This window comes from Paraburkholderia sp. SSBN10T (genome assembly GCF_056619545.1).
This window is the reverse complement of sequence record NZ_JBWQQI010000043.1, coordinates 1-21664: the sequence shown is the minus strand read 5'-3', so window position 1 is coordinate 21664 and position 21664 is coordinate 1. Positions and strand designations below refer to the sequence as shown.

The following is a 21664-nucleotide window of genomic DNA, read 5'->3' as shown; positions in this document are numbered from 1 at the left end:
CCCCCCCCTCCTCCCCCCCCCCCCCCCCCGCCGTGAGGTGGCTTTAGAACAGCGACTCTTCGACGTCCATCAGCGGCTTCGAACCGGCGCGCGCCTGGCGAATCGTCATGGCCGTTTCCGGCAGCAGCTTGGCGAAGTAGAAGCGCGCAGTGGCGAGCTTGGCCTTGTAGAACGGATCGCCGGACGCTTCCTTGTCCAGCGCGATGCGCGCCATGCGGGCCCAGAAGTACGAGAACACCAGATGGCCGACGGTACGCAGATACGGCACGGCTGCGGCGCCCACTTCGTCCGGGTTCTGCATAGCCTTCATGCCGATTTCCATCGTCAGCTTCTGCACCTTGTCGCCGATATCGGCGAGCGGGTTGATGAACTCCTGCATTTCCGGCTTGATGCCTTCGGCTTCGACGAATTCCGTCACCAGCTTGCCGAACTTCTTCATCTTTGCGCCCATGTCGCCGAGGATCTTGCGGCCCAGCAGGTCGAGCGACTGAATCGCGTTGGTGCCTTCGTAGATCATGTTGATCCGCGCGTCGCGCACGTATTGCTCCATGCCCCACTCGGCGATGAAGCCGTGGCCGCCGTAGATCTGCATCGCGTGGTTGGTGCTTTCGAACGCGTTGTCCGACAGGAACGCCTTCAGGATCGGCGTGAGCAGCGCGACGAGATCGGCGGCGTCCTTGCGCACCGACTCTTCGGCGTGCGCCAGTTCCTTGTCGATATGCAGCGCGGACCAGTATGAGAACGCACGCGCCGCTTCGGCGTAAGCCTTCTGCGTGAGCAGCATGCGACGCACGTCCGGGTGCACGATGATCGGATCAGCCGCCTTTTCCAGCGCCTTCGGGCCGGTCAGCGAACGCATCTGCAGGCGCTCTTTCGCATAGGTGAGCGAGTTCTGGTAAGCCACTTCGGTCAGGCCGAGGCTCTGCATCCCGACGCCGAGACGCGCGGCGTTCATCATCACGAACATGGCGTTCAAGCCCTTGTTAGGCTCGCCGACCATCCAGCCCCTGGCGTTGTCGAGGTTGATCACGCAGGTGGCGTTGCCGTGAATGCCCATCTTGTGTTCGATCGAGCCGCACTTTACGGTGTTGCGCTCGCCCGGCTCACCGGCTTCATTCGGCACGAACTTCGGCACGATGAAGAGCGAAATGCCCTTGGTGCCCATCGGCGCGTCCGGCAAACGCGCGAGCACCAGGTGAACGATGTTCTCCGCGAGGTCGTGTTCGCCGCTGGAGATGAAGATCTTCGTGCCGCTGATTGCGTACGAGCCGTCGCTGGTCGGTTCGGCCCTGGTGCGCAGGATGCCGAGGTCCGTGCCGCAGTGCGGCTCGGTCAGACACATCGTGCCGGTCCAGACGCCCGAGACGAGCTTCGGCAGATAGGCGCGCTGGAGTTCCGGCGTGCCGTGGGCATGCAGGCACTCATAGGCGCCGTGCGACAGGCCCGGATACATCGTCCAAGCCTGGTTTGCCGAATTAAGCATTTCGTACAGCGCGTTGTTGACGAACGCAGGCAAGCCCTGGCCGCCGTATTCCGGATCGCAGCCAAGCGCAGGCCAGCCGGCTTCGACATATTGCTTGTAGGCTTCCTTGAAGCCCTTCGGCGTGGTCACGACGCCGTCGCCGACGTACGTGCAGCCTTCCTGGTCGCCGCTGTGGTTCAGCGGAAACAGCACTTCGGAGCAGAACTTGCCGGCCTCTTCCAGCACCGCATTGATCGTGTCGGCATCGAGATCCGCGTGCTTCGGCATCTGCTTGATTTCGCCTTCGACGTTAAGCAGCTCGTGCAACACGAATTGCATGTCGCGCAGTGGCGCGGCGTACTGTCCCATGACTCTCTCCAAAGTTTGACAAGAAGCGAGCCGTCAGCCCCGGGCCGTGGTTCGGACCTTTTCAGCGCCGCTGGATCCGCCGGATCCGGCCGCGCCGCTAACGGCTTTCGCTTTGATACGAAACAATCAATTTTTCGAGCGCGGCCCACGTGAGAGGCACTGCATCCGGCAGGTGCAGGAAGCGTGCATCGTGATGCAGGCCGAGCGTGAAGCTGTACAGTTCGAACAGCATCAGTTGCGGATTCGTGTCCGCCCGCAGATGCCCTTCTTCCATTGCCTGCGAAATGGCCCGGGTCAGCGCAGCACGCCAGATCGTCACGCTCGACACCAGTTGCTCGCGCACCGGGTTGTCCGCGCGGTCGTCATACTCGACCGCACCGCTGATATAGATGCACCCAGTGGTGACTTCCTGAATGCGTTTCTCGATCCAGCGGGAGATCATTGCGCGCAAACGCGGCAAGCCGCGCGGTTCACGCAGGCTCGGGAAAAACACCTCGTCTTCAAAACGCCGGTGATATTCGCGCACCACTTCAACCTGCAAGTCTTCGCGCGACCCGAAGTGCGCAAACACGCCACTCTTGCTCATCTGCATGCGCTCAGCCAGCAGCCCTATCGTCAGACCTTCCAGTCCGTCGCGGCTTGCCAGATCGAGTGCTGCATCGAGAATCGCGGCTCGCGTTTGTTCGCCTTTTCGCATAACTGTTTTACCGTTCTTGTGTGACCGAAAGAAAAATCGAACGGCCGTACTATTATTGAGTGCTGCCGTCCGCGAAACAAGGACTTTATTAGAAACCGGTTTCTAACCGGAGCATCAATTTTGCGTCATACGTCAATCAGACGAGGGAGATTTTTTAGAGGCGTTTGCCTTGCCGTTGTGTGGGGTATGTCATACGGCGGTGCGTGGTCTGATGTAAGCCCGGGTTTATCCCAACGGCGCCTCTCAAGGAAACGCCGGGTCGTCCCAAGTTTCCCGCCCCGAAGGAAGTCCCCTTGGGGGGGCTGGCGCGCAAGCGGCAGGTCCGGGGACGCCCAGAAGCGCTGCAGGTTAGTCGTAGCCGCCCACCGTGAGCAGCTTCATGACGGCCCGGTAAGTTGTGTAAGCCAGCCAGTTCAACAGGCGCTCGCCGGCAGGGCGGGCTTCGTAATGCGCCAGATCGATACGGCGCGATTCGTCGAACGCGCTCAGGATCGCCTCGCGCAGCGCGTCGATCTGCGGGTCGAGCACCAGCACGACGTTGGCCTCGTTGTTGAGCATCAGGCTCAGCGCGTCGAGGTTCGACGAGCCCACCGTACCCCAGTTCGAATCGACCACCGCCACCTTACCGTGCAACATGGTCTTTTCGTATTCGGCGATCTTCACGCCGGCTTTCAGAAGCGAGCGGTAGAGGAACGGCACAGCATAATCGAGCGCGGCGAACTCCTTCCTGCCGATGATCAGCTTCACCTCCACCCCGCGCCGCGCCGTCAGCGCCAGCGCGCGGCGCAGCTTGCGGCCCGGCATGAAGTAAGGATTGGCGAGCAGTACCTCGGTACGCGCCTGGCCGATCGCGGTGAGATACGCCTTCTCGATCGCGCGGCGGTTGACGAGGTTATCGCGCGCCACGAACGCCACCGCCGGCTCGCCGCCGGCGCTGCGGTTGCGGCCACGGTTCGGCGTGGCCGCAGCGGGATCGTCCTTGAAGCTGAAATCCGGTTGCAGCGATTCAATGGGACGGCGGCCGAAACGGATGCGGTGCCATTGCGTCTCGAGAGCCTCGCGTACGTCGGCAACCACCGGCCCCTGCAGTTCGACCGCAAAGTCCCAGCGGCGATACGGCAAACGCAAGCCGTCGTTCTCGTAATCGTCGACGATATTGATGCCGCCGCACCAGGCGAAGTGATCGTCGACCACCGCGAGCTTGCGGTGCGTGCGCGAAAAACCGAAGCGGCCGAACAGGTGTGGGTTGTAAATCAGATGCTCGACGCCGCGGGCATGCCAATCGTCGAAGAGCGGCAGGCGCGCCGTGCCGATGCCGTCCGTGATCACGCGCACCCGCACGCCCCGGGCCGCGGCGCGCAGCAGGGCGGCGCTAATGGCCTGGCCCGCGCTGTCGTCGCAGAAGATATAAGTTTCGAGAACGACGTCTCTCTGCGCGGCGTCGACCCGCGCGATCAGCGACTTGAAAAACGCATCGCCTGAGCGAAACAGTTGAACTTCGTTACCGGCGGTGAAGCGATATTTCGACCAGTAGCGGCGGCCGAACAATGTCTGCCGAAGCCGCTCGAAACGGCGCGGAGCGCCGAGCGTCACCGGAACCGCCCCTTCAGGCGCTGCGGCAACTGCAGGATGGCGTCGGCATTCGACGCTGAAAAACAGCGCTGCGCGGCTTCTTCATAGGGCAGCCAGGCGTGTGCCGTATGTTCGAGCGGCGCCAGCGTCACCTCACAACGTTCGGGCACCTCCAGGCTGAACCAGTGCTCGGTGTTGCGCGTCACTCCCTCGGCATAGCGATGCCGCCAGACCGGATAGATTTCATACTCGATCTGATACTGCCAGTCGAACAACGCGTCGCGCGGCACGGCGGCGCTGCCGATCACGATGCCGGTTTCCTCGGCTACCTCGCGTATGGCAGTCTCGGCCAGCGGTTCATCGATGCGATCTTTCGAGCCCGTCACCGACTGCCAGAAGCCCGCGCGATCGGCGCGCTCGATGAGCAGCACATCGAGCCCCGGGGTATGGATGACCACAAGTACGGATTCGGGAATCTTCGGCGGTTTCGGCATGGCGAGACTAGGCGCGGGTTGCGCGCGGTACATGTCGTGTCGACGGTTTTGCTGGCGTGCCGCCTGAGCGGTTGCTACGACTGTAACGCAAAAAACGAAAAAGGCGCATGACGCGCCTTTTTCGTTTGCCTGATGGCGGCCCGCAGAGCCGCTCAGGTAGCTTCTTGCAACCTTACGCCTTCGCTTCCGGCTGACGCAAACGGATGTGCAACTCGCGCAACTGGCGCTCGTCCACTTCGCTCGGCGCCTGCGTGAGCAGACACTGCGCACGTTGCGTTTTCGGGAACGCGATCACATCGCGGATCGAATCGGCGCCGGCCATCATCGTGATGATGCGGTCCAGACCGAATGCGATACCACCGTGCGGCGGCGCGCCGTACTGCAACGCGTCGAGCAGGAAGCCGAACTTGGCGCGCGCTTCTTCCGCGTTGATCTTGAGCGCGCGGAACACCTTGCTCTGCACTTCTTCGCGGTGAATACGCACGGAACCGCCGCCGATTTCCCAGCCGTTCAGCACCATGTCGTAGGCCTTGGCGAGGCAGCGACCCGGATCCGTTTCCAGATACTCGAGGTGCTCGTCCTTCGGGCTCGTGAACGGGTGATGCGCGGCGACGTAGCGGTTTTCTTCCTCGTCGTATTCAAACATCGGGAAGTCCACCACCCACAGCGGCTTCCAGCCGGATTCGACGAGGCCGTTGGCCTTGCCGAATTCCGAGTGGCCGATCTTCAGACGCAGCGCGCCGAGGCTGTCGTTGACGACCTTCGCGCGATCCGCCGCGAAGAAAATGATGTCGCCGTCTTGCGCGCCGGTGCGCTCGATGATCGCCTTGACCGCTTCGTCGTGCAGGTTCTTGACGATCGGGCTTTGCAGACCGTCACGGCCCTTCGCAACTTCGTTGACCTTGATCCAGGCCAGACCCTTCGCGCCGTAGATGCGCACGAATTCCGTGTAGCTGTCGATATCGCCGCGCGAAAGCTCGCCGCCCTTCGGCACGCGCAGCGCTGCGACACGGCCGTCCTTGGTGTTGGCCGGCGTGCTGAACACCTTGAAGTCGACGTCCTTGACCGCGTCGGTCAGGTCGGTGAATTCGAGCTTCACGCGCAGGTCCGGCTTGTCCGAACCGAAACGGCGCATCGCTTCCGAGTACTCCATCACCGGGAATTTCTCGTCCAGTTCGACGCCGATCGTCACCTTGAAGACGTGACGGATCATGGCTTCGAACAGATCGCGGATTTCCTGTTCGGAGAGGAACGAGGTTTCGCAGTCGATCTGCGTGAATTCCGGCTGACGGTCGGCGCGCAGGTCTTCGTCGCGGAAGCACTTGACGATCTGGTAGTAGCGATCGAAGTTCGCCACCATCAGCAACTGCTTGAAGAGCTGCGGCGACTGCGGCAACGCGAAGAACTGGCCCGCGTTGGTACGCGACGGCACGAGGTAATCGCGCGCGCCTTCCGGCGTGCTCTTCGTGAGCATCGGCGTTTCGATGTCGATGAAGCCTTGTGCGTCCAGATACTTGCGCACTTCCATCGCGACGCGATAACGCAGACGCAGATTGTGCTGCATCTGCGGACGGCGCAGATCGAGCACGCGGTGCGTGAGGCGCGTGGTTTCCGACAGGTTGTCGTCGTCGAGCTGGAACGGCGGCGTGATCGACGCGTTCAGCACGTTCAGTTCGTGGCACAGCACTTCGATCTTGCCGCTCTTCAGACCGGCGTTGGTCGTGCCTTCCGGACGATTGCGCACGACACCCTTGATCTGCACGCAGAACTCGTTGCGCACGCCTTCGGCGGTCTTGAACATCTCCGCGCGATCCGGGTCGCACACGACCTGAACGAGGCCTTCGCGGTCGCGCAGGTCGATGAAGATAACGCCGCCGTGGTCACGGCGACGGCTCACCCAGCCGCACAGCGACACGGTTTGGCCCAACAGTTCTTCGGTCACCAGACCGCAATATTCAGATCGCATCGACATGATGTTTGTCTTTCGTTTTGCATTAGTTGAACGGCGCGCAGCTCATGAAACTGAAGCAGTGCGCGCCGGCATTACATCGGCGGCTCGATGGTGGAGCGGCGCACATGCGTCGGCGGCGCAGACGGCGCCACCACGCCCATCGAGACAATGTACTTGAGCGCAGCGTCGACCGTCATGTCGAGTTCGACCACTTCGCTCTTCGGCACCATCAGGAAGAAACCGGACGTCGGGTTCGGTGTAGTCGGCACGTACACGCTGACGTGATCCTCCTTCAGGTGGTTGACCACGTCGCCGCCCGGAACCCCGGTCAGGAACGCAATCGTGTAGGAACCCTTGCGCGGATACTCGATGAGCAGAGCCTTGCGAAACGCATTGCCGCTGCTCGAGAGCAAGGTATCCGACACCTGCTTGACGCTCGTGTAAATCGGCCCGACCACCGGGATATGACCGACGAGGAGTTCCCACCACTTCACGAGCTTCTGCCCGATGAAGTTCTGCGTCAACAGTCCGACGATGAAGATGAACGCCAGCGTCAGCACAGCGCCCAGGCCCGGCAGACGGAAGCCCAAGGCCCGCTCCGGCTGCCACGACTCCGGCAGCAACAGCAGCGTCTGATCCATCGTGCCGATGATCAGACCGAGCACCCACAACGTGATGGCCAACGGCACCAGCACCAGCAGGCCAGTCAGGAACACCGATTTGAGCGTCGCTTTTTTCGTCGTCATGTGTATCGCCAGAAAGCCACCCCGGCGTGGCCGGATGCGGCGAATGCACCGCCTCGACGAGGCGGCTGCGCTAGCTAGGCACTACCGGAACCGCTTGTGGCAGCCGGCGCGGCCGCGGGCGCCGCCGGTGCTGCGGCGGCGCTCGTGGAACTCTCGGCGCCGCTTGCCGCTGCAGCGGCCTCGCCGGAGCCGCCCTCGGTCTTCGCCGGCTCGGCTGCCGCGCCGCCGTTCGGGGCGGCTGCGCCGCTCGCGCTATTGCCGCCGCGGAAATCGGTTACATACCAGCCCGAACCCTTCAACTGAAACCCGGCCGCAGTCACCTGCTTGCGAAAGGTGTCTTTCCCGCATTCCGGGCAGTCCGTCAGGGGGGCGTCGCTCATCTTCTGGAGCACGTCCTTCCCGAAGCCGCATGATTCGCAGCGATACGCGTAGATCGGCATGATCTTGTCCCTACAATAATCTGGTAAACGCTTGCAAAGCCTTGAATTATAGCCGCAAACAATCCCCCGCCCCCGGTTTTCGGGGGCAGCCGGCCGGCGCAGCCACCGCCCCCGCAAATGGGGGCGCCCGGCGCGGGATCAAGTCCCCGTCTCGTTCCGGCGCCGCCAAGTGAGCCAGCGTTCGTGGCCGGCGAACACCGGGATCGAGTCGCTGACCGGCTCGTCTTCGAGCAGATCGAAATACGGACCCAGCAAGGCGTCGAGCTCGGCTCGCTCGATGCCGAACGGCGGGCCTTTCGGCGTGTCGCCCAAAAAGAAGAAACCGGCCAGCAGAGCGCCCGCGGGCAGCAGCACGGCCATACGCTGCGCGTAGTCGGCGCGGCGGTCTTTGGGCAGCGCGCACAAGAACGCGCGTTCGTACATCCAGCCGGGTGTGAAGAGCGGCTGCCAGGCGAAGAAATCGGCCTGATCGACCACGTTTGCATGCGCGCCCAGTTGCGAGCGTGCCGTCGCTACCGCGGCGTGCGAAAAATCGATCGCCTGAACGCGGCGCCCCTGACGGGCAAGCCACAAGGCTTCCCATGCACTGCCACAACCCGGGATCAGCACGGCTGCGTCGGGGTGGCGCGTCGCGAAAGCCTCAAACGCCGCAGGCACGCCAGCCTGGTCCCAAGGCGTGAAACCGCGCTCGAAGCGCTCGTCCCAGAAAGCCGGCGAATTCGGATCGCGCGTGGTGAAATCGGTACCGATGGCGTTAGCGGGCTGTCCCGGTTCGGTTGGATCGCTCATCGATGCACCTCGTAAAAGTTGACGGCGACGCAAGCGACCGGCCCCGCGGCAGTGCTGCAGGCCGATGCGCCCTATCCGCCGTATGCCAGCGCCAGCCACGCGCGCGCCACCACGGCGCCGACGCCCACCGCAATGCCGAACAGCAGCAAGCCCTGCAGCAACCGGTTGGTGCGCTTCTGTTCGAGCAGAATCTGCCGGATCGTGTCGTCGCCCGGACCGCGCTGGCTGTCATGACGCTCGGCCAGCACATGATGGATCAGCCGCGGCAGTTGCGGCAGCGTTTTGCTCCACTGCGGCGCCTCGATCTTCAACCGCTCGAACCAGCCGCGCAGGCCAATCTGTTCGTTCATCCAGCGTTCGAGGTAAGGCTTGGCTGTCTTCCACAAGTCGAGTTCGGGGTCGAGCGAACGCCCCAGCCCTTCGACGTTCAGCATGGTCTTCTGCAGCAGCACGAGTTGCGGCTGAATCTCGACATTGAAGCGACGCGAGGTGGAAAAAAGCCGCATCAGCACCTGACCGAGCGATATGTCCTTCAACGCGCGGTCGAAGTACGGCTCGCAGACCGCGCGAATGGCGCTCTCCAGCTCTTCGACGCGCGTGGTCGGCGGCACCCAGCCCGACTCCAGATGCAGCGTGGCGACCCGGTGATAATCACGCTTGAAGAACGCGAGAAAGTTCTGCGCGAGGTAATTCTTGTCGAAGTCCGAGAGCGCGCCGATGATGCCGAAGTCCAGCGCAATATAACGGCCGAAATGCGCCGGATCGAGACTCACCTGAATATTGCCGGGGTGCATGTCGGCGTGGAAAAAGCCGTCGCGGAACACCTGGGTAAAAAAGATTTCGACGCCTTCGCGGGCCAGCTTCGGAATGTCCACGCCCGCGGCGCGCAGCGTCTCCACCTGGCTAATCGGCACGCCGATCATGCGCTCCATCACCAGCACGGTGGGCGTGCAGAACTCCCAGTACATCTCCGGCACCAGCAGCAAATCGAGTCCGGCGAAGTTGCGGCGCAACTGGCTGCCGTTGGCGGCCTCGCGCATCAGGTCGAGCTCGTCATGCAGGTACTTGTCGAATTCGGCAACCACCTCGCGCGGCTTCAGGCGCTTGCCGTCGGCCCACAGGCGCTCGGCCCACACGGCGATGTCGCGCAGCAACGCAAGGTCCGAATCGATCACCGGCAGCATGTTCGGGCGCAACACTTTCACCGCGACGTTCTTGCCGGCATGCTGGCCGGCCTTGACCTTCGCAAAGTGCACCTGCGCGATCGAGGCGCTTGCCACTGGCACCCGCTCGAAATCGTCGAACAGCTCGTCCACCGGCGCGCCGAGCGACTTCTCGACGAGGCCGATCGCCACCTCCGACGGGAACGGCGGCACCTGGTCCTGCAGCTTGGCGAGTTCGTTGGCAATATCGACCGGCAGCAGGTCGCGACGGGTAGACAACACCTGGCCGAACTTGACGAAGATCGGTCCGAGGCTTTCGAGCGCGAGACGCAGCCGCACGCCCGGCGGCTGGTCGAACTTGCGGCCGATAGTGGTGATGCGCAGCAACAACCGCACGCGACGGTCGTTGATACGGCTCAGCATCATCTCATCGAGACCGAAGCGAATGACCGTGAAGAAAATCTTGAGGAAACGCAGAAAACGCATGGTTGAGCCCGGTGACTAGCGCGTGCCGCGCGACGTGGCGCCGCCGCGAGCTTCGACCTTCTGTTCAAGGCGCTCGATGCGCTTCTCGACGCGCGCCAGCGCATCGCGGGCGCGCGCGAGTTCGGTATTGAACTCGTCGAGCGCGGCGCGGCGCACCAGTTGCGGATTTTCGTCGAGCAGGTACTCAGCAACCGAGTCGAGCAGATTGCGGCCGGTGCGGCGCGCGTGCTCACCGACCGAGCGCGCAACCGTTGCCACTCGCCAGGCCGGACCGTCGCCGATCAGCCGTGCCAGATCTTCCTCGGGCTCCCAGCGCAGATGCTCGGCGAGCTTCGCGATGGCCGTGGCGAATTCCGCATCGCCTTCGATCTTCACGTGCTTCATCACCGCCGCCTGGCCGCCCTGCACGAAGGCCGGCAACGCATCGGACGGCACCGAGATGGTGACGTCGAACTGATGCGTTTGCGTTTCATCGACCGCGGCCAGATAGCCGTCCGGTTGGACCAGCAGCATCAGAACGAGCGGTGGGCAGGATAGCCGGGCGGTCTTGCCGGCGTAAGGAGCGAGGCGCTCACGTGCCCACGATTCGCGGGCGAGCAGATGATTGACGGCAGCAGCGAAGGGCTTGGCGGCGAGGGTCATTGAGAGTGGCAAGAAAAAACCCGCGCAGGCGATGTGCCCGCGCGGGTTCCTATTGTAACGTCCGTTCGCTTCCCGGCTTACCCGGCCGTTCAGCCAATGGACAAAGCTTGACGTTAGTGCGCGGCGGCTGCCTCATCCACTTGCTGAATCCCGGCGAGCAACCAGCCCTCACCGGCGCGAGTCGACTTCGACAGGTTCCAGATCTCGACGAACGGTTCAGCCGGCGCCCCCGAAGTCTCGCGGATCAGGCCGGAGAAGCGCACGCTGGCGAGATATTCGCTGCCGCGGTCTTCGACGCCCAGCAATTCGGCGTTCAACTGCACCACGTCGGTCAGATTGGACTCCGGACCGCGCGCATCGAGGTCGATCTTCACTTCGGCGAACATTTCCGGCGTCGTAAATTCGCGGATATCGGCGAGGTTGCCCACGTCCCAGGCAGCCTGCAGGCGCACGAAGTACACCTTGGCGTTGCGGACAAAGGCGTCCGAATCGAAGCCGGCCGGCACCACGGGCGCAACCTGCATGACGGGCGTAGTCAGCGCGGCATTGCGCTGCGGCTCAAGGTAAGAACCGTTTTGCGCCGACGGCGTGAAGCTCGGCTCCTGAGAATAGCCGCCATTGCGCCCTGCGTTCAGGCTCGGCGAAGCGCCCGCGTACGCCGGCGCGGACGCATCGCGCTTGCGGTTCATGAAGCGGCGGATCAACCAGATCGCCAGCATCGCAATCGCAGCGATCACGAGCATGTTGGCCATCGCACCCGCGAACGCCTCACCCAACCCGAAGTGCGAAAGCAGCGCAGCGATACCCAAGCCCGCGGCCAGACCGGCGATCGGACCCAGCCAGCGCGAACGGTTAGGCGCCGCGGCCGGCGTCGGCGCAGGTTGCGCGCGCTGCGCCTGGGCAGCTTGCGCCGATTGCTGCGGAGATTGGGGAGATTGGGCCGGCGGCGTGGTTTGCCGCTGCATGGTGGTGGACTGCTGACGGCCGACGCTGCGGCCGCCGCCCATGCGGCGCGCCTCGGCGTCGAGCGAGGCAACGGTAGCGAACGCGATGAAGCCGACCATGGCCGCCAGTCCGATTCTTCTCGCCAACGACCCAGAAAACTTACGGCCAGATAACAAACGCGAATCGGACATGATGAGATTTTCCTTTAAAAACGATGAGTTAGGGACCCTAGTATTTGGTCCCCACGTGTAAAGCTACCACACCAGCTGACAAATTGTAATATTTGACGCCGTCGAGGCCAGCTTGTTCCATCATCGTTTTTAAAGTTTCCTGGTCGGGGTGCATGCGGATCGATTCCGCCAGGTAACGGTAGCTCTCGGCGTCTTTCGCAAAGCGCTCGCCCAGCCACGGCAGCACCTTGAACGAATAGACGTCGTAGGCCTTTTTAAGCGGATCCCACACCTTGGAGAATTCCAGCACCAGCAGCCGGCCGGCCGGCTTCAGCACGCGGCGCATTTCTGCCAGCGCGACGTCCTTGTGGGTCATGTTGCGCAGCCCGAAGGCCACCGTCACCACGTCGAAGTAGTTGTCCGGAAAGGGAATTTTTTCCGCGTCGCACAACAGCGCCGGGGTGACGATGCCCTTGTCGAGCAGGCGGTCGCGGCCCACGCGCAGCATCGACTCGTTGATATCCGTGTGCCAGACCTCGCCGGCCGGCCCCGCCTTTTTGGCGAACTCCCTGGACAGATCGCCCGTGCCGCCCGCGATATCCAGCACCTTGTAGCCCGGCCGCACGTTCGCCTGGGCAATCGTGAAGATCTTCCACGCCCGGTGCAACCCGCCCGACATCAGGTCATTCATCAGGTCGTAGTTGGTGGCGACGGAGTGGAACACTCCAGCCACCTTCTGCGCTTTTTCCTGTTCGTCGACTGTCTGAAAGCCGAAGTGGGTTTTGCTCATCGCGTTCGTCCTTTCGCGTATTCTTGAATGTTGCGCCGCATCACCGCGGCGTCAGGCCGAATCGTATCAGTGACAATGACCGTGTGGTGCGCTGGTTGACGCCATGGGAGCGTCGCGGTCGACGCCGGCCGCTGCCAGTTTGTCGAGATAGGCGCGCCAGAGTTCATCCTGGCGGGTAGCGATGTCATACAACAGGTCCCACGAATAAAGCCCGGTGGAGTGGCCGTCCGAGAAGGTCGGCTGCAGCGCGTAGTTGCCCACGCCCTCGATGGCGGTAATCGTCACCTCGCGCTTGCCGGTCTGCAGCGTCTCCTGCCCCGGCCCGTGGCCGCGCACTTCCGCCGAAGGCGAATAGACGCGCAGCAGCTCGAACGGCACGCGAAACGATTCGCCGTTTGCATATTGCAGTTCGAGCACGCGCGATTTGGCGTGCACGACCACCCCGGTCGGCACCGGTGTGTCGGGAGTCAGTCCACTCATGTCGACCTCATTCGTAACCCCCTCGGGGGCTGGCGCGCTCAGCCAAGAGCCTGTTCGATTTCGTGCCGCACCGCGTCGCGCAGCAAGGTAGCCTGCGCCCGGCGCGACGACAGCAGCGCCTCCGACACCGTGCGCTGGCGCGGCGCCCAGATCGGCAACGGGAAATGGGCGTCGTTCGAGAAACGCGGAATCACATGCCAGTGCACGTGCGGCACCTGGTTGCCGAGGCTCGCCAGGTTCACCTTGACCGGTTGCAAAATGCGCCGCATGGCGCGCTCGACCGCGTACACCGCGCGCATGACGCGGTCGCGGTCAGCCTCGGCGAGATCCGAGAACTCGGCAACGTGCTTGCTCCAGATCACCCGGCAAAAGCCCGGGTAATCGTGTTCGTCGGCGAGGACGACGCGCAGCGAGTCGTCCTGCCACAGCACGTCACCGCCATCTTCACGGCAAAATACACAGTCCATCGTCGTCCTCAAGCGGAAACCGTCAGTCGTGCCATTAAACCAGCACGCGCTCGATTCCGCCATTGTTGGCACGTTGAACGTAGTCCGCCATCCAGTCTTCACCCAGCACGTGGCGCGCCATTTCGACGACGATGTAGTCCGCCTCGATATTCGCGTCCTCGTTGTAGCGCGACAGGCCTTGCAGGCAGGACGGGCAGCTCGTGAGGATCTTCACGTCGGTGGTGCCGTTCGGCGTCGAACCGTTGCCGGCCTTGGACAGCGAGCCGTTCGGGGTGCCGGCCGCTGACGCCGGAGCGTTGCCCGGCTGGCTCCCATTGGCGCCCGCTTCGGCCACCACCGGGATGCCGCGCAGCTTCGCCGCGCCCTTGCGGATCTCCTCTTCCTTACGGAAGCGGACCTGGGTCGAAATGTCCGGACGCGTCACCGCGAGTGTGCCGGATTCGCCACAGCAACGATCGTTCTTCTCGATCTTGTAGCCGTCCTTCTCCGAACCCATCAACTGATTGACGAGCTTGACCGGGTCCATCGTCTTGATCGGCGTGTGGCACGGGTCGTGGTACATGTAGCGCATGCCGCTCACGCCGTCGAGCTTCATGCCCTTCTCGAGCAGGAACTCGTGAATGTCGATGATCCGGCAACCCGGGAAAATCTTCTCGAATTCGTAACCGGCGAGCTGGTCGTAACACGTGCCGCACGAAACCACCACCGTCTTGATGTCGAGGTAGTTCAGCGTGTTGGCGACGCGGTGGAACAGCACACGATTGTCCGTGACGATCTTCTCGGCCTTGTCGAACTGGCCCGAGCCGCGCTGCGGGTAGCCGCAGCACAGATAACCCGGCGGCAGCACGGTCTGGACGCCCGCTTCCCACAGCATGGCCTGGGTCGCCAGACCCACTTGCGAGAACAGACGCTCCGAGCCGCAGCCCGGGAAGTAGAACACCGCTTCCGTATCCACCGTGGTGGTCTTCGGATTGCGGATGATCGGCACGATCTTGTTGTCTTCGATGTCCAGCAGCGCGCGCGCCGTCTTCTTCGGCAGGTTGCCCGGCATCTTCTTGTTCATGAAGTGGATCACCTGCTCCACCACCGGCGGCTTGCCGACGGTAGCCGGCGGGTGCGCCGTCTGCTTCTTCGCGAACTTCTTCAGCATGTCGTTGCCGAGGCGCTGCGCCTTGTAGCCGACGCCCATCATGGCGGTGCGCGCGAGGTTAATCGTCTGCGGATTGGTGGCGTTGAGGAAGAACATGCCGGCCGCGTTGCCCGCATTGAACTTCTTCTTGCCCATCTTGCGCAGCAGATTGCGCATGTTCATCGTGACATCGCCGAAGTCGATCTTCACCGGGCACGGCGTCACGCATTTGTGGCAGACCGTGCAGTGGTCGGCCACGTCGTTGAACTCGTCCCAGTGCTTGATCGACACGCCGCGGCGCGTCTGCTCTTCGTACAGGAACGCCTCGACCAGCAGCGAGGTGGCGAGAATCTTGTTGCGCGGGCTGTACAGCAGGTTGGCGCGCGGCACGTGCGTGGCGCAGACCGGCTTGCACTTGCCGCAACGCAAACAGTCTTTGATCGACTCGGAAATCGCGCCGATGTCGGACTGTTGCATGATCAGCGATTCATAGCCCATCAGCCCGAAGCTCGGCGTGTAGGCGTTGCGCAGGTCGGCGCCTTCGAGCAGCTTGCCGGCGTTGAAGCGGCCATGCGGATCGACGCGTTGCTTGTACTTACGGAATTCGCCGATCTCGGCATCCGTCAGGAACTCGAGCTTCGTAATGCCGATGCCATGCTCGCCGGAAATCACGCCATCCAGCGAACGCGCCAGCTTCATGATGCGTGCGACCGCCGTATGGGCGTCCTGCAGCATCTCGTAGTTGTCGGAGTTGACCGGGATGTTCGTGTGAACGTTGCCGTCGCCCGCGTGCATGTGCAGCGCGACGAACACGCGGCCGCGCAGCACCTGCTTGTGGATCGCCTGGGCTTCTTCGAGGATCGGCTTGAATTCGCCGCCATTGAAAATCTGGCGCAGCTCGGCACGGATCTCCTGCTTCCACGACACGCGGATCGTGCGGTCCTGCGTGACATGGAACACCGTGGCATCGGGCTGCGCGTCGGCGCGATCGGCAAACTTCTCCGCGAGCGCCTCATAGCCGAGGCCGACCAGGTAGTGCTGCGCCTCACGCAAGGACAGATCGAGCTTGTCGCGCAGGAATTCCCAGCGGGTCCGGACCTGCTTGAGCAAGTCGAGCGCGTGCTGCACGCGGTCTTCGAGCAGTTCGGCGCTCGGAATCTCGTTGGCGTCGTCGCTCTTGCCGAGCGGCAGCTTGCCGCCCTTGAAGAACGCTTCGAGCGCGTCGACGAGTTGCAGCTTGTTCTTGATCGACAGTTCGATGTTGATGCGCTCGATACCGTCGGTGTACTCGCCCATGCGGTTGAGCGGAATCACCACGTCTTCGTTGATCTTGAACGCGTTGGTGTGCTTCGCAATCGCGGCGGTACGGCTGCGGTCCAGCCAGAAGCGCTTGCGCGCTTCAGCATTCACCGCGACGAAGCCTTCGCCGCTCTTGCCGTTGGCCATGCGCACCACTTCCGAGGTGGCTTGCGCCACCGCGTCCGCATCGTTGCCGACGATGTCGCCGATCAGCACCATCTTCGGAAACGCGTTGCGCTTGCTCTTGGTCGCATAGCCGACCGCGCGCAGATAGCGCTCGTCGAGGTGTTCGAGACCGGCGAGAATGGCGCCGCCCTGCTTCGACGTTTCAAACAGGTAGTCCTTGATTTCGACGATGCTCGGAATCGCGTCGCGCGCCTGGCCGAAGAATTCCAGGCAGACGGTGCGCGTATGCGCGGGCATCTTGTGCAGCACCCAGCGGGCCGACGTGATCAGCCCGTCGCAGCCTTCCTTCTGGATGCCCGGCAGACCGGCGAGGAATTTATCCGTGACGTCCTTGCCGAGACCCTCCTTACGGAACACGCGGCCTTCGATGTCGAGCGACTCGGTGCGCAACAGCTTCTCGCCCGGCGCGTATTCGCCGTCGAACCACTTCAATTCGAAGCGCGCCACCGCGATGTCGTGGATCTTGCCCATGTTGTGGTCAAGGCGCGTGACTTCGAGCCAGTTGCCTTCCGGGTCGACCATGCGCCACCAGGCGAGGTTGTCGAGCGCGGTGCCCCACAGCACGGCCTTCTTGCCGCCCGCATTCATGGCGACGTTGCCGCCGATACAGGAAGCGTCGAGCGAAGTCGGGTCGACCGCGAACACGTAGCCGGCCTGCTCGGCGGCTTCGGTCACGCGGCGCGTCACGACACCGGCGCCCGAGAAGATCGTCGCGACCTTGTTCGGCACGCCCGGCAGTTCGGTCAGTTCGACCGCGCCGAGCTGCTCGAGCTTTTCGGTGTTGATGACCGCGGAGAACGGCGTCAGCGGCACTGCGCCGCCCGTGTAGCCCGTGCCGCCGCCGCGCGGAATCACGGTCAGACCGAGTTCGAAGCAGGCCTTGATCATGCCGGCGATCTCGGCTTCGGTGTCCGGCGTGAGGACGACGAACGGATACTCGACGCGCCAGTCGGTCGCGTCAGTCACGTGAGACACGCGTGACAGCCCGTCGAACTTGATGTTGTCTTTCTGCGTGACGCGGCCCAGCACCCTGTTGGCACGGCGGCGCAACTCAGCGGTCTTGTCGAACTCGCTGGCGAAGTCATCCACGGCACGGCGCGCTGCGACGACCAGCGTTTCGACGCGTGCGGCACGGTCTACGCCCGCTTCATCGCCATGTTCGACGAGGTCGGCACGGCGGCGCTTCTCGATTTCCGACAGACGGTGGTGCAGCGCTTCGATCAGCAGTGCCCGGCGTTTCGGGTTGTCGAGCAGATCGTCCTGCAGGTACGGGTTGCGGCGCACTACCCAGATGTCACCGAGTACTTCGTACAACATGCGCGCCGAGCGGCCGGTGCGGCGTTCGGCGCGCAATTCGGCCAGGGCGTCCCACGCTTCGTTACCCAGCAGGCGGATTACGATTTCGCGATCGGAAAACGACGTGTAGTTATAAGGGATTTCGCGCAGGCGCGCTTCGGGGTCGGCAGCCACCGCGGCGGCGGCTCCGTGCGGATCGAATACTTGAGGTGCGTTCATGTTCGGACGACTCGGTAGGTCAGTTGGCCGTGCTCCCTGATCGACGATTAAGGAGGGAGGCGCCGTCTGACGGTGCGCGTGGGGCGCAATTCTGGAAATCTTCTAGTTGGGCGAAGCACCTGCCGGCGGGCGACACACGCCGGCCGCTTCGCGGCGCTCAGATGCAGCTACACGATCGTGCGCAGCAAACGTGCCGCTGCGCCGCGGGACGAGACTCACGCGGGGCGGGCATCAAATGGGCGATCCGAGGCTGCCAGTGCATCTTCCGATCCTTGTTCCAAAATCGAATTCTACCGCATGATCCGCAGGCGCGTTGACGCCTGAATCGGGCTGCAGCAGGGCTTTTGCACCGCCAGACGCTGAAATATGTTCCAACCGGTGAGTCCGCAATTCCTCGACCGGACGGTCGGGCGGGCGCCCGTCCAGTACCTTGTCCAAATGGTAGAGGCCAGAGGGCGGGCCGTTGGCGCTATCATTGACCTTTCCCGTCTCACCTAGCGCACCGCGCCACCCGCATGGCTTCCCACGACTACCTGAAGAAAATCCTGACCGCGCGCGTCTACGACGTCGCCCACGAGACCGAACTCGAACATGCGCCGAATCTGTCGGCACGGCTGCGCAATCCGATTTACCTGAAGCGCGAAGACAACCAGCCGGTGTTCTCGTTCAAGCTGCGCGGCGCGTACAACAAGATGGCGCACATCCCGGCCGAAGCGCTGGAACGCGGCGTGATTACGGCCTCGGCCGGCAATCACGCGCAGGGCGTCGCGCTGTCGGCGGCGCGCATGGGCGTGAAGGCGATCATCGTGGTGCCGGTCACGACACCGCAGGTGAAGGTCGACGCAGTGCGCTCGCACGGCGGCCCGACGGTCGAAGTGGTCCAGGTGGGCGAATCGTATAGCGACGCCTACGCGCACGCCGCCAAGCTGCAGGAAGAGCGCGGCTTGACCTTCGTGCATCCGTTCGACGATCCGTACGTGATCGCCGGCCAGGGCACGGTGGCAATGGAAATTCTGAGCCAGCATCAAGGGCCGATTCACGCGATCTTTGTGCCGATCGGCGGTGGCGGCCTCGCCGCCGGGATTGCCGCATACGTCAAGTCGGTACGCCCGGAGATCAAGGTAATCGGCGTGCAGACCGACGATTCCTGTGCCATGGCGCAGTCCCTGAAGGCCGGCGAGCGCGTCACGCTGAACGAAGTGGGCCTGTTTTCGGACGGCACCGCCGTGAAGCTGGTCGGCGAGGAAACCTTCCGGCTGTGCCGCGAGTATCTGGACGACGTGCTGATCGTGAACACCGACGCGCTGTGCGCAGCCATCAAGGACGTGTTCCAGGACACGCGCAGCGTGCTGGAACCCGCGGGCTCGCTGGCGGTGGCCGGCGCGAAACAGTATGCCGAGCGCGAAGGCATCGAAAACCAGACGCTGATTGCCGTCACCTCCGGCGCGAACATGAACTTCGACCGCATGCGCTTCGTTGCGGAACGCGCCGAGGTCGGCGAGGCGCGCGAAGCGGTGTTCGCCGTGACGATTCCCGAAGAACGCGGCAGCTTCAAGCGCTTCTGCGAGCTGGTCGGCACACGCAGCGTCACCGAATTCAACTACCGGATCGCGGATGCGAACTCTGCCCATATCTTCGTGGGCGTGCAGATCAGGAATCGCAGCGAGTCGGCGCAGATTGCGGGCGCCTTCGAGGCGCACGGCTTTGCCACCGTCGATCTGACCGGCGACGAGCTGTCGAAGCAGCATATCCGCTACATGGTGGGTGGCCGCTCGCCGCTCGCGCACGACGAGCGCCTGTTCCGCTTCGAATTCCCCGAACGGCCGGGCGCGCTGATGAAGTTCCTGTCGTCGATGGCGCCGAACTGGAATATCAGCCTGTTTCATTACCGGAATCAGGGAGCGGATTACAGCTCGATCCTCGTGGGTATCCAGGTGCCCAGCACGGAGAACAACGAGTTCGACCGATTCCTCGCGACGCTCGGCTATCCGTACTGGGAAGAGACGGCGAACCCGGTGTACCGGCTGTTCCTCGCGTAAGCACCCGGCGGGACTGCACAGATGGCCTTTTCGCTTCAGGACAAACTGGTGGTGGCGATTTCGTCGCGTGCGCTGTTCGACTTCGAGGAAGAGAACCGCGTATACGAGGAAGGCGATCTGCACGCCTACGAAACGCTGCAGCGCGAGCGGCTGAACGTGCCGGCCAAGCCGGGCGTGGCGTTCCCGCTGATCCGTAAGCTGCTGGCGCTGAATGCGGGGGCGCACCGGGTCGAGGTGGTGATGCTGTCGCGCAGCGATCCGATCAGCGGCTTGCGCGCGTTCCATTCGTGCCGCGAGTACGGTCTGGGAATCGAGCGTGGCGTGTTCACGCGTGGGCGAGCGCCGTTTGGGTATTTGAAGCCGCTGAATGCGGCGCTGTTTTTGTCCGCCAATCAGGAGGACGTACGCGACGCGCTGGCCGCAGGATTTCCGGCTGCGCGCGTGTTACCGGAATCGGCGAAAATGGCGAGCAAGTACCCGGATGAAATCCGCATTGCCTTCGACGGCGACGCCGTGCTGTTTTCCGACGAAGCCGAGCGAGTATTTCAGAAGGATGGCTTGCGCGCGTTCCTCGGGCATGAGATTCACAACAAGGATCTCCCGTTAGCCGACGGACCGCTCAAGCCGTTGCTGGAAGCGCTGCACCGCTTGCAGCACGTGGCGGACGAAGCCGCGCCGACCCAGGCGGCGCCGATGCGTATCCGGACGGCGCTGGTGACGGCGCGTTCGGCGCCGGCGCATGAACGGGCGATCCGCACGCTGATGGCGTGGAACATCGAAATCGACGAAGCGATGTTCCTTGGTGGGCTGGACAAGAGCGCATTTTTGCGTGAGTTCGAGCCGGACTTTTTCTTCGACGATCAAATTGGCCACTGCGAATCGGCCCGCGTCGTGACGGCGACGGGGCACGTGCCGAGTGGCATCGTGAACGCATCATGACACCCGAACAATCACCGCTTGGCAAACCTGCCGCCTATACCGAACAGTACGACGCGACGCTGCTCTTTCCGATCGCGCGCAAGGCCGCGCGCGAGGCGATCGGCATTGGCGCGCAGTTGCCGTTCTTTGGGACGGATATCTGGAATGCTTACGAGCTTTCCTGGCTGAACGCGCGTGGCAAGCCGCAAATCGCTGTGGCGACTTTTTATGTGCCGGCGGATTCGCCGAATATCGTCGAGTCGAAGTCGTTCAAGCTGTATCTTGGCTCGTTTGCGCAGAGCGCTTTTGAATCGTTCGAAGCGGTACGGGAGACGATCAAGAAGGATGTTTCGGCTGCCTGCGGCGCGAGTGTTTCAGTGCATCTGACTGGGCCGATGGACTTTGGCAAGCTGGCGCTTGAGGAGTTTGAGGGGACCTCGTTGGATCGGCTCGATCTGGATACGGATGTTTATCATCCGGATTCTTCGTTGCTCAAGGCTGCGCTTGAGGAGTCTCCGGTTGAGGAGACGGTGTTTTCGAATCTTTTGAAATCCAATTGTCCCGTGACCGGGCAGCCTGATTGGGGCAGCGTGCAGATTCATTACGTTGGGCCGCAGATCGATCATGCTGGGCTCTTACGGTATATCGTTTCCTATCGGAATCACACTGGGTTTCATGAGCAGTGTGTGGAACGCATCTTTGTTGATGTTCTTAAGGTCTGCAAGCCGCTGAAGCTGGCTGTTTATGCTCGCTACACGCGGCGCGGTGGGCTTGATATCAATCCGTTTCGGACTAACTTTAATTTGCCTATGCCGGATAATTGCCGCACGGCGCGGCAGTAAGGGTTTTTTGCCTGCGGCGCCTTGTGCTTTTGTTGGTTTGCCTGTTGTGTTGGCCTTTCCTTGCTTTGTTATC

18 protein-coding genes are annotated in these 21664 nt (G+C 62.9%); 3 read left to right on the top strand and 15 right to left on the bottom strand.

All coding sequences use genetic code 11. From position 1 onward, the window contains the following. Positions 1–43 precede the first annotated feature (43 nt). The 15 genes from AC1ECK_RS36270 to AC1ECK_RS36200 form a co-directional block, all read right to left on the bottom strand. Positions 44–1831 (bottom strand): acyl-CoA dehydrogenase C-terminal domain-containing protein, encoded by a 1788-nt coding sequence (locus AC1ECK_RS36270; protein ID WP_480328062.1) that lies wholly within the window; start codon positions 1829–1831, stop codon positions 44–46. Between the two features lie 97 nt (positions 1832–1928). Beyond that, positions 1929–2528: a TetR/AcrR family transcriptional regulator gene (locus AC1ECK_RS36265; protein ID WP_480328060.1), complete on the bottom strand. Its 600-nt coding sequence runs from the start codon at positions 2526–2528 to the stop codon at positions 1929–1931. A gap of 348 nt (positions 2529–2876) precedes the next feature. Then, positions 2877–4121, bottom strand: a complete 1245-nt coding sequence (clsB, locus tag AC1ECK_RS36260; protein WP_480328058.1) for a cardiolipin synthase ClsB — start codon at positions 4119–4121, stop codon at positions 2877–2879. Continuing rightward, positions 4118–4627: a dihydroneopterin triphosphate diphosphatase gene (nudB, locus tag AC1ECK_RS36255; protein WP_480328056.1), complete on the bottom strand. Its 510-nt coding sequence runs from the start codon at positions 4625–4627 to the stop codon at positions 4118–4120. The genes clsB and nudB overlap by 4 nt, the downstream gene beginning before the upstream one ends. A 139-nt stretch (positions 4628–4766) precedes the next feature. Continuing rightward, complete coding sequence (gene aspS / locus AC1ECK_RS36250; protein ID WP_480328054.1) at positions 4767–6566, bottom strand: aspartate--tRNA ligase; 1800 nt, start codon at positions 6564–6566, stop codon at positions 4767–4769. Positions 6567–6637: 71 nt separating this feature from the next. Beyond that, the gene (locus AC1ECK_RS36245) at positions 6638–7291 is read right to left on the bottom strand and encodes a DUF502 domain-containing protein (protein WP_480328052.1); all 654 of its coding nucleotides are present in this window, start codon (positions 7289–7291) and stop codon (positions 6638–6640) included. Between the two features lie 74 nt (positions 7292–7365). Then, the gene (locus tag AC1ECK_RS36240; RefSeq protein ID WP_480328050.1) at positions 7366–7731 is read right to left on the bottom strand and encodes an FmdB family zinc ribbon protein; all 366 of its coding nucleotides are present in this window, start codon (positions 7729–7731) and stop codon (positions 7366–7368) included. A 138-nt stretch (positions 7732–7869) separates the two neighbouring features. Continuing rightward, positions 7870–8520 (bottom strand): methyltransferase domain-containing protein, encoded by a 651-nt coding sequence (locus AC1ECK_RS36235; protein WP_480328048.1) that lies wholly within the window; start codon positions 8518–8520, stop codon positions 7870–7872. A gap of 71 nt (positions 8521–8591) precedes the next feature. Further along, positions 8592–10169 (bottom strand): ubiquinone biosynthesis regulatory protein kinase UbiB, encoded by a 1578-nt coding sequence (gene ubiB / locus AC1ECK_RS36230; RefSeq protein ID WP_480328046.1) that lies wholly within the window; start codon positions 10167–10169, stop codon positions 8592–8594. Positions 10170–10184: 15 nt separating this feature from the next. Then, positions 10185–10811, bottom strand: coding sequence for a ubiquinone biosynthesis accessory factor UbiJ (locus tag AC1ECK_RS36225; protein WP_480328044.1), 627 nt, complete (start codon positions 10809–10811; stop codon positions 10185–10187). A gap of 113 nt (positions 10812–10924) precedes the next feature. Next, positions 10925–11947 carry a Tim44 domain-containing protein gene (locus tag AC1ECK_RS36220; protein WP_480328042.1) on the bottom strand — a complete coding sequence of 341 codons (1023 nt, stop codon included), beginning with the start codon at positions 11945–11947 and terminating at the stop codon, positions 10925–10927. Between the two features lie 37 nt (positions 11948–11984). Further along, positions 11985–12716, bottom strand: a complete 732-nt coding sequence (gene ubiE / locus AC1ECK_RS36215; protein ID WP_480328040.1) for a bifunctional demethylmenaquinone methyltransferase/2-methoxy-6-polyprenyl-1,4-benzoquinol methylase UbiE — start codon at positions 12714–12716, stop codon at positions 11985–11987. Between the two features lie 66 nt (positions 12717–12782). Next, positions 12783–13196, bottom strand: a complete 414-nt coding sequence (locus AC1ECK_RS36210; RefSeq protein ID WP_480328038.1) for a gamma-butyrobetaine hydroxylase family protein — start codon at positions 13194–13196, stop codon at positions 12783–12785. Between the two features lie 38 nt (positions 13197–13234). Continuing rightward, positions 13235–13663 (bottom strand): HIT family protein, encoded by a 429-nt coding sequence (locus tag AC1ECK_RS36205; RefSeq protein WP_480328036.1) that lies wholly within the window; start codon positions 13661–13663, stop codon positions 13235–13237. 34 nt (positions 13664–13697) lie between these two features. After that, the gene (locus AC1ECK_RS36200) at positions 13698–17792 is read right to left on the bottom strand and encodes a DUF3683 domain-containing protein (protein ID WP_480328034.1); all 4095 of its coding nucleotides are present in this window, start codon (positions 17790–17792) and stop codon (positions 13698–13700) included. A 515-nt stretch (positions 17793–18307) separates the two neighbouring features. Between AC1ECK_RS36200 and ilvA the strand changes: the two genes are divergently transcribed. The 3 genes from ilvA to queF are packed head-to-tail and all read left to right on the top strand — an operon-like array spanning position 18308 to position 21591. Further along, on the top strand, positions 18308–19831 hold the full coding sequence (gene ilvA / locus AC1ECK_RS36195) for a threonine ammonia-lyase, biosynthetic (protein ID WP_480328032.1): 1524 nt from the start codon (positions 18308–18310) through the stop codon (positions 19829–19831). 21 nt (positions 19832–19852) lie between these two features. Next, the gene (locus AC1ECK_RS36190) at positions 19853–20770 is read left to right on the top strand and encodes a 5'-nucleotidase (protein ID WP_480328030.1); all 918 of its coding nucleotides are present in this window, start codon (positions 19853–19855) and stop codon (positions 20768–20770) included. After that, positions 20767–21591, top strand: a complete 825-nt coding sequence (gene queF, locus AC1ECK_RS36185; protein WP_480328028.1) for an NADPH-dependent 7-cyano-7-deazaguanine reductase QueF — start codon at positions 20767–20769, stop codon at positions 21589–21591. Before AC1ECK_RS36190 ends, queF begins: the two co-directional genes overlap by 4 nt. Positions 21592–21664 lie beyond the last annotated feature (73 nt).

Bases quoted from the DNA above. Each gene is read 5' to 3' on its own strand.
- AC1ECK_RS36270 (WP_480328062.1), bottom strand. From the start codon at position 1,831: ATGGGACAGTACGCCGCGCCACTGCGCGACATGCAATTCGTGTTGCAC.
- AC1ECK_RS36265 (WP_480328060.1), bottom strand. From the start codon at position 2,528: ATGCGAAAAGGCGAACAAACGCGAGCCGCGATTCTCGATGCAGCACTC.
- nudB (WP_480328056.1), bottom strand. From the start codon at position 4,627: ATGTACCGCGCGCAACCCGCGCCTAGTCTCGCCATGCCGAAACCGCCG.
- aspS (WP_480328054.1), bottom strand. From the start codon at position 6,566: ATGTCGATGCGATCTGAATATTGCGGTCTGGTGACCGAAGAACTGTTG.
- AC1ECK_RS36245 (WP_480328052.1), bottom strand. From the start codon at position 7,291: ATGACGACGAAAAAAGCGACGCTCAAATCGGTGTTCCTGACTGGCCTG.
- AC1ECK_RS36240 (WP_480328050.1), bottom strand. From the start codon at position 7,731: ATGCCGATCTACGCGTATCGCTGCGAATCATGCGGCTTCGGGAAGGAC.
- AC1ECK_RS36235 (WP_480328048.1), bottom strand. From the start codon at position 8,520: ATGAGCGATCCAACCGAACCGGGACAGCCCGCTAACGCCATCGGTACC.
- ubiB (WP_480328046.1), bottom strand. From the start codon at position 10,169: ATGCGTTTTCTGCGTTTCCTCAAGATTTTCTTCACGGTCATTCGCTTC.
- AC1ECK_RS36225 (WP_480328044.1), bottom strand. From the start codon at position 10,811: ATGACCCTCGCCGCCAAGCCCTTCGCTGCTGCCGTCAATCATCTGCTC.
- AC1ECK_RS36220 (WP_480328042.1), bottom strand. From the start codon at position 11,947: ATGTCCGATTCGCGTTTGTTATCTGGCCGTAAGTTTTCTGGGTCGTTG.
- ubiE (WP_480328040.1), bottom strand. From the start codon at position 12,716: ATGAGCAAAACCCACTTCGGCTTTCAGACAGTCGACGAACAGGAAAAA.
- AC1ECK_RS36210 (WP_480328038.1), bottom strand. From the start codon at position 13,196: ATGAGTGGACTGACTCCCGACACACCGGTGCCGACCGGGGTGGTCGTG.
- AC1ECK_RS36205 (WP_480328036.1), bottom strand. From the start codon at position 13,663: ATGGACTGTGTATTTTGCCGTGAAGATGGCGGTGACGTGCTGTGGCAG.
- AC1ECK_RS36200 (WP_480328034.1), bottom strand. From the start codon at position 17,792: ATGAACGCACCTCAAGTATTCGATCCGCACGGAGCCGCCGCCGCGGTG.
- ilvA (WP_480328032.1), top strand. From the start codon at position 18,308: ATGGCTTCCCACGACTACCTGAAGAAAATCCTGACCGCGCGCGTCTAC.
- AC1ECK_RS36190 (WP_480328030.1), top strand. From the start codon at position 19,853: ATGGCCTTTTCGCTTCAGGACAAACTGGTGGTGGCGATTTCGTCGCGT.
- queF (WP_480328028.1), top strand. From the start codon at position 20,767: ATGACACCCGAACAATCACCGCTTGGCAAACCTGCCGCCTATACCGAA.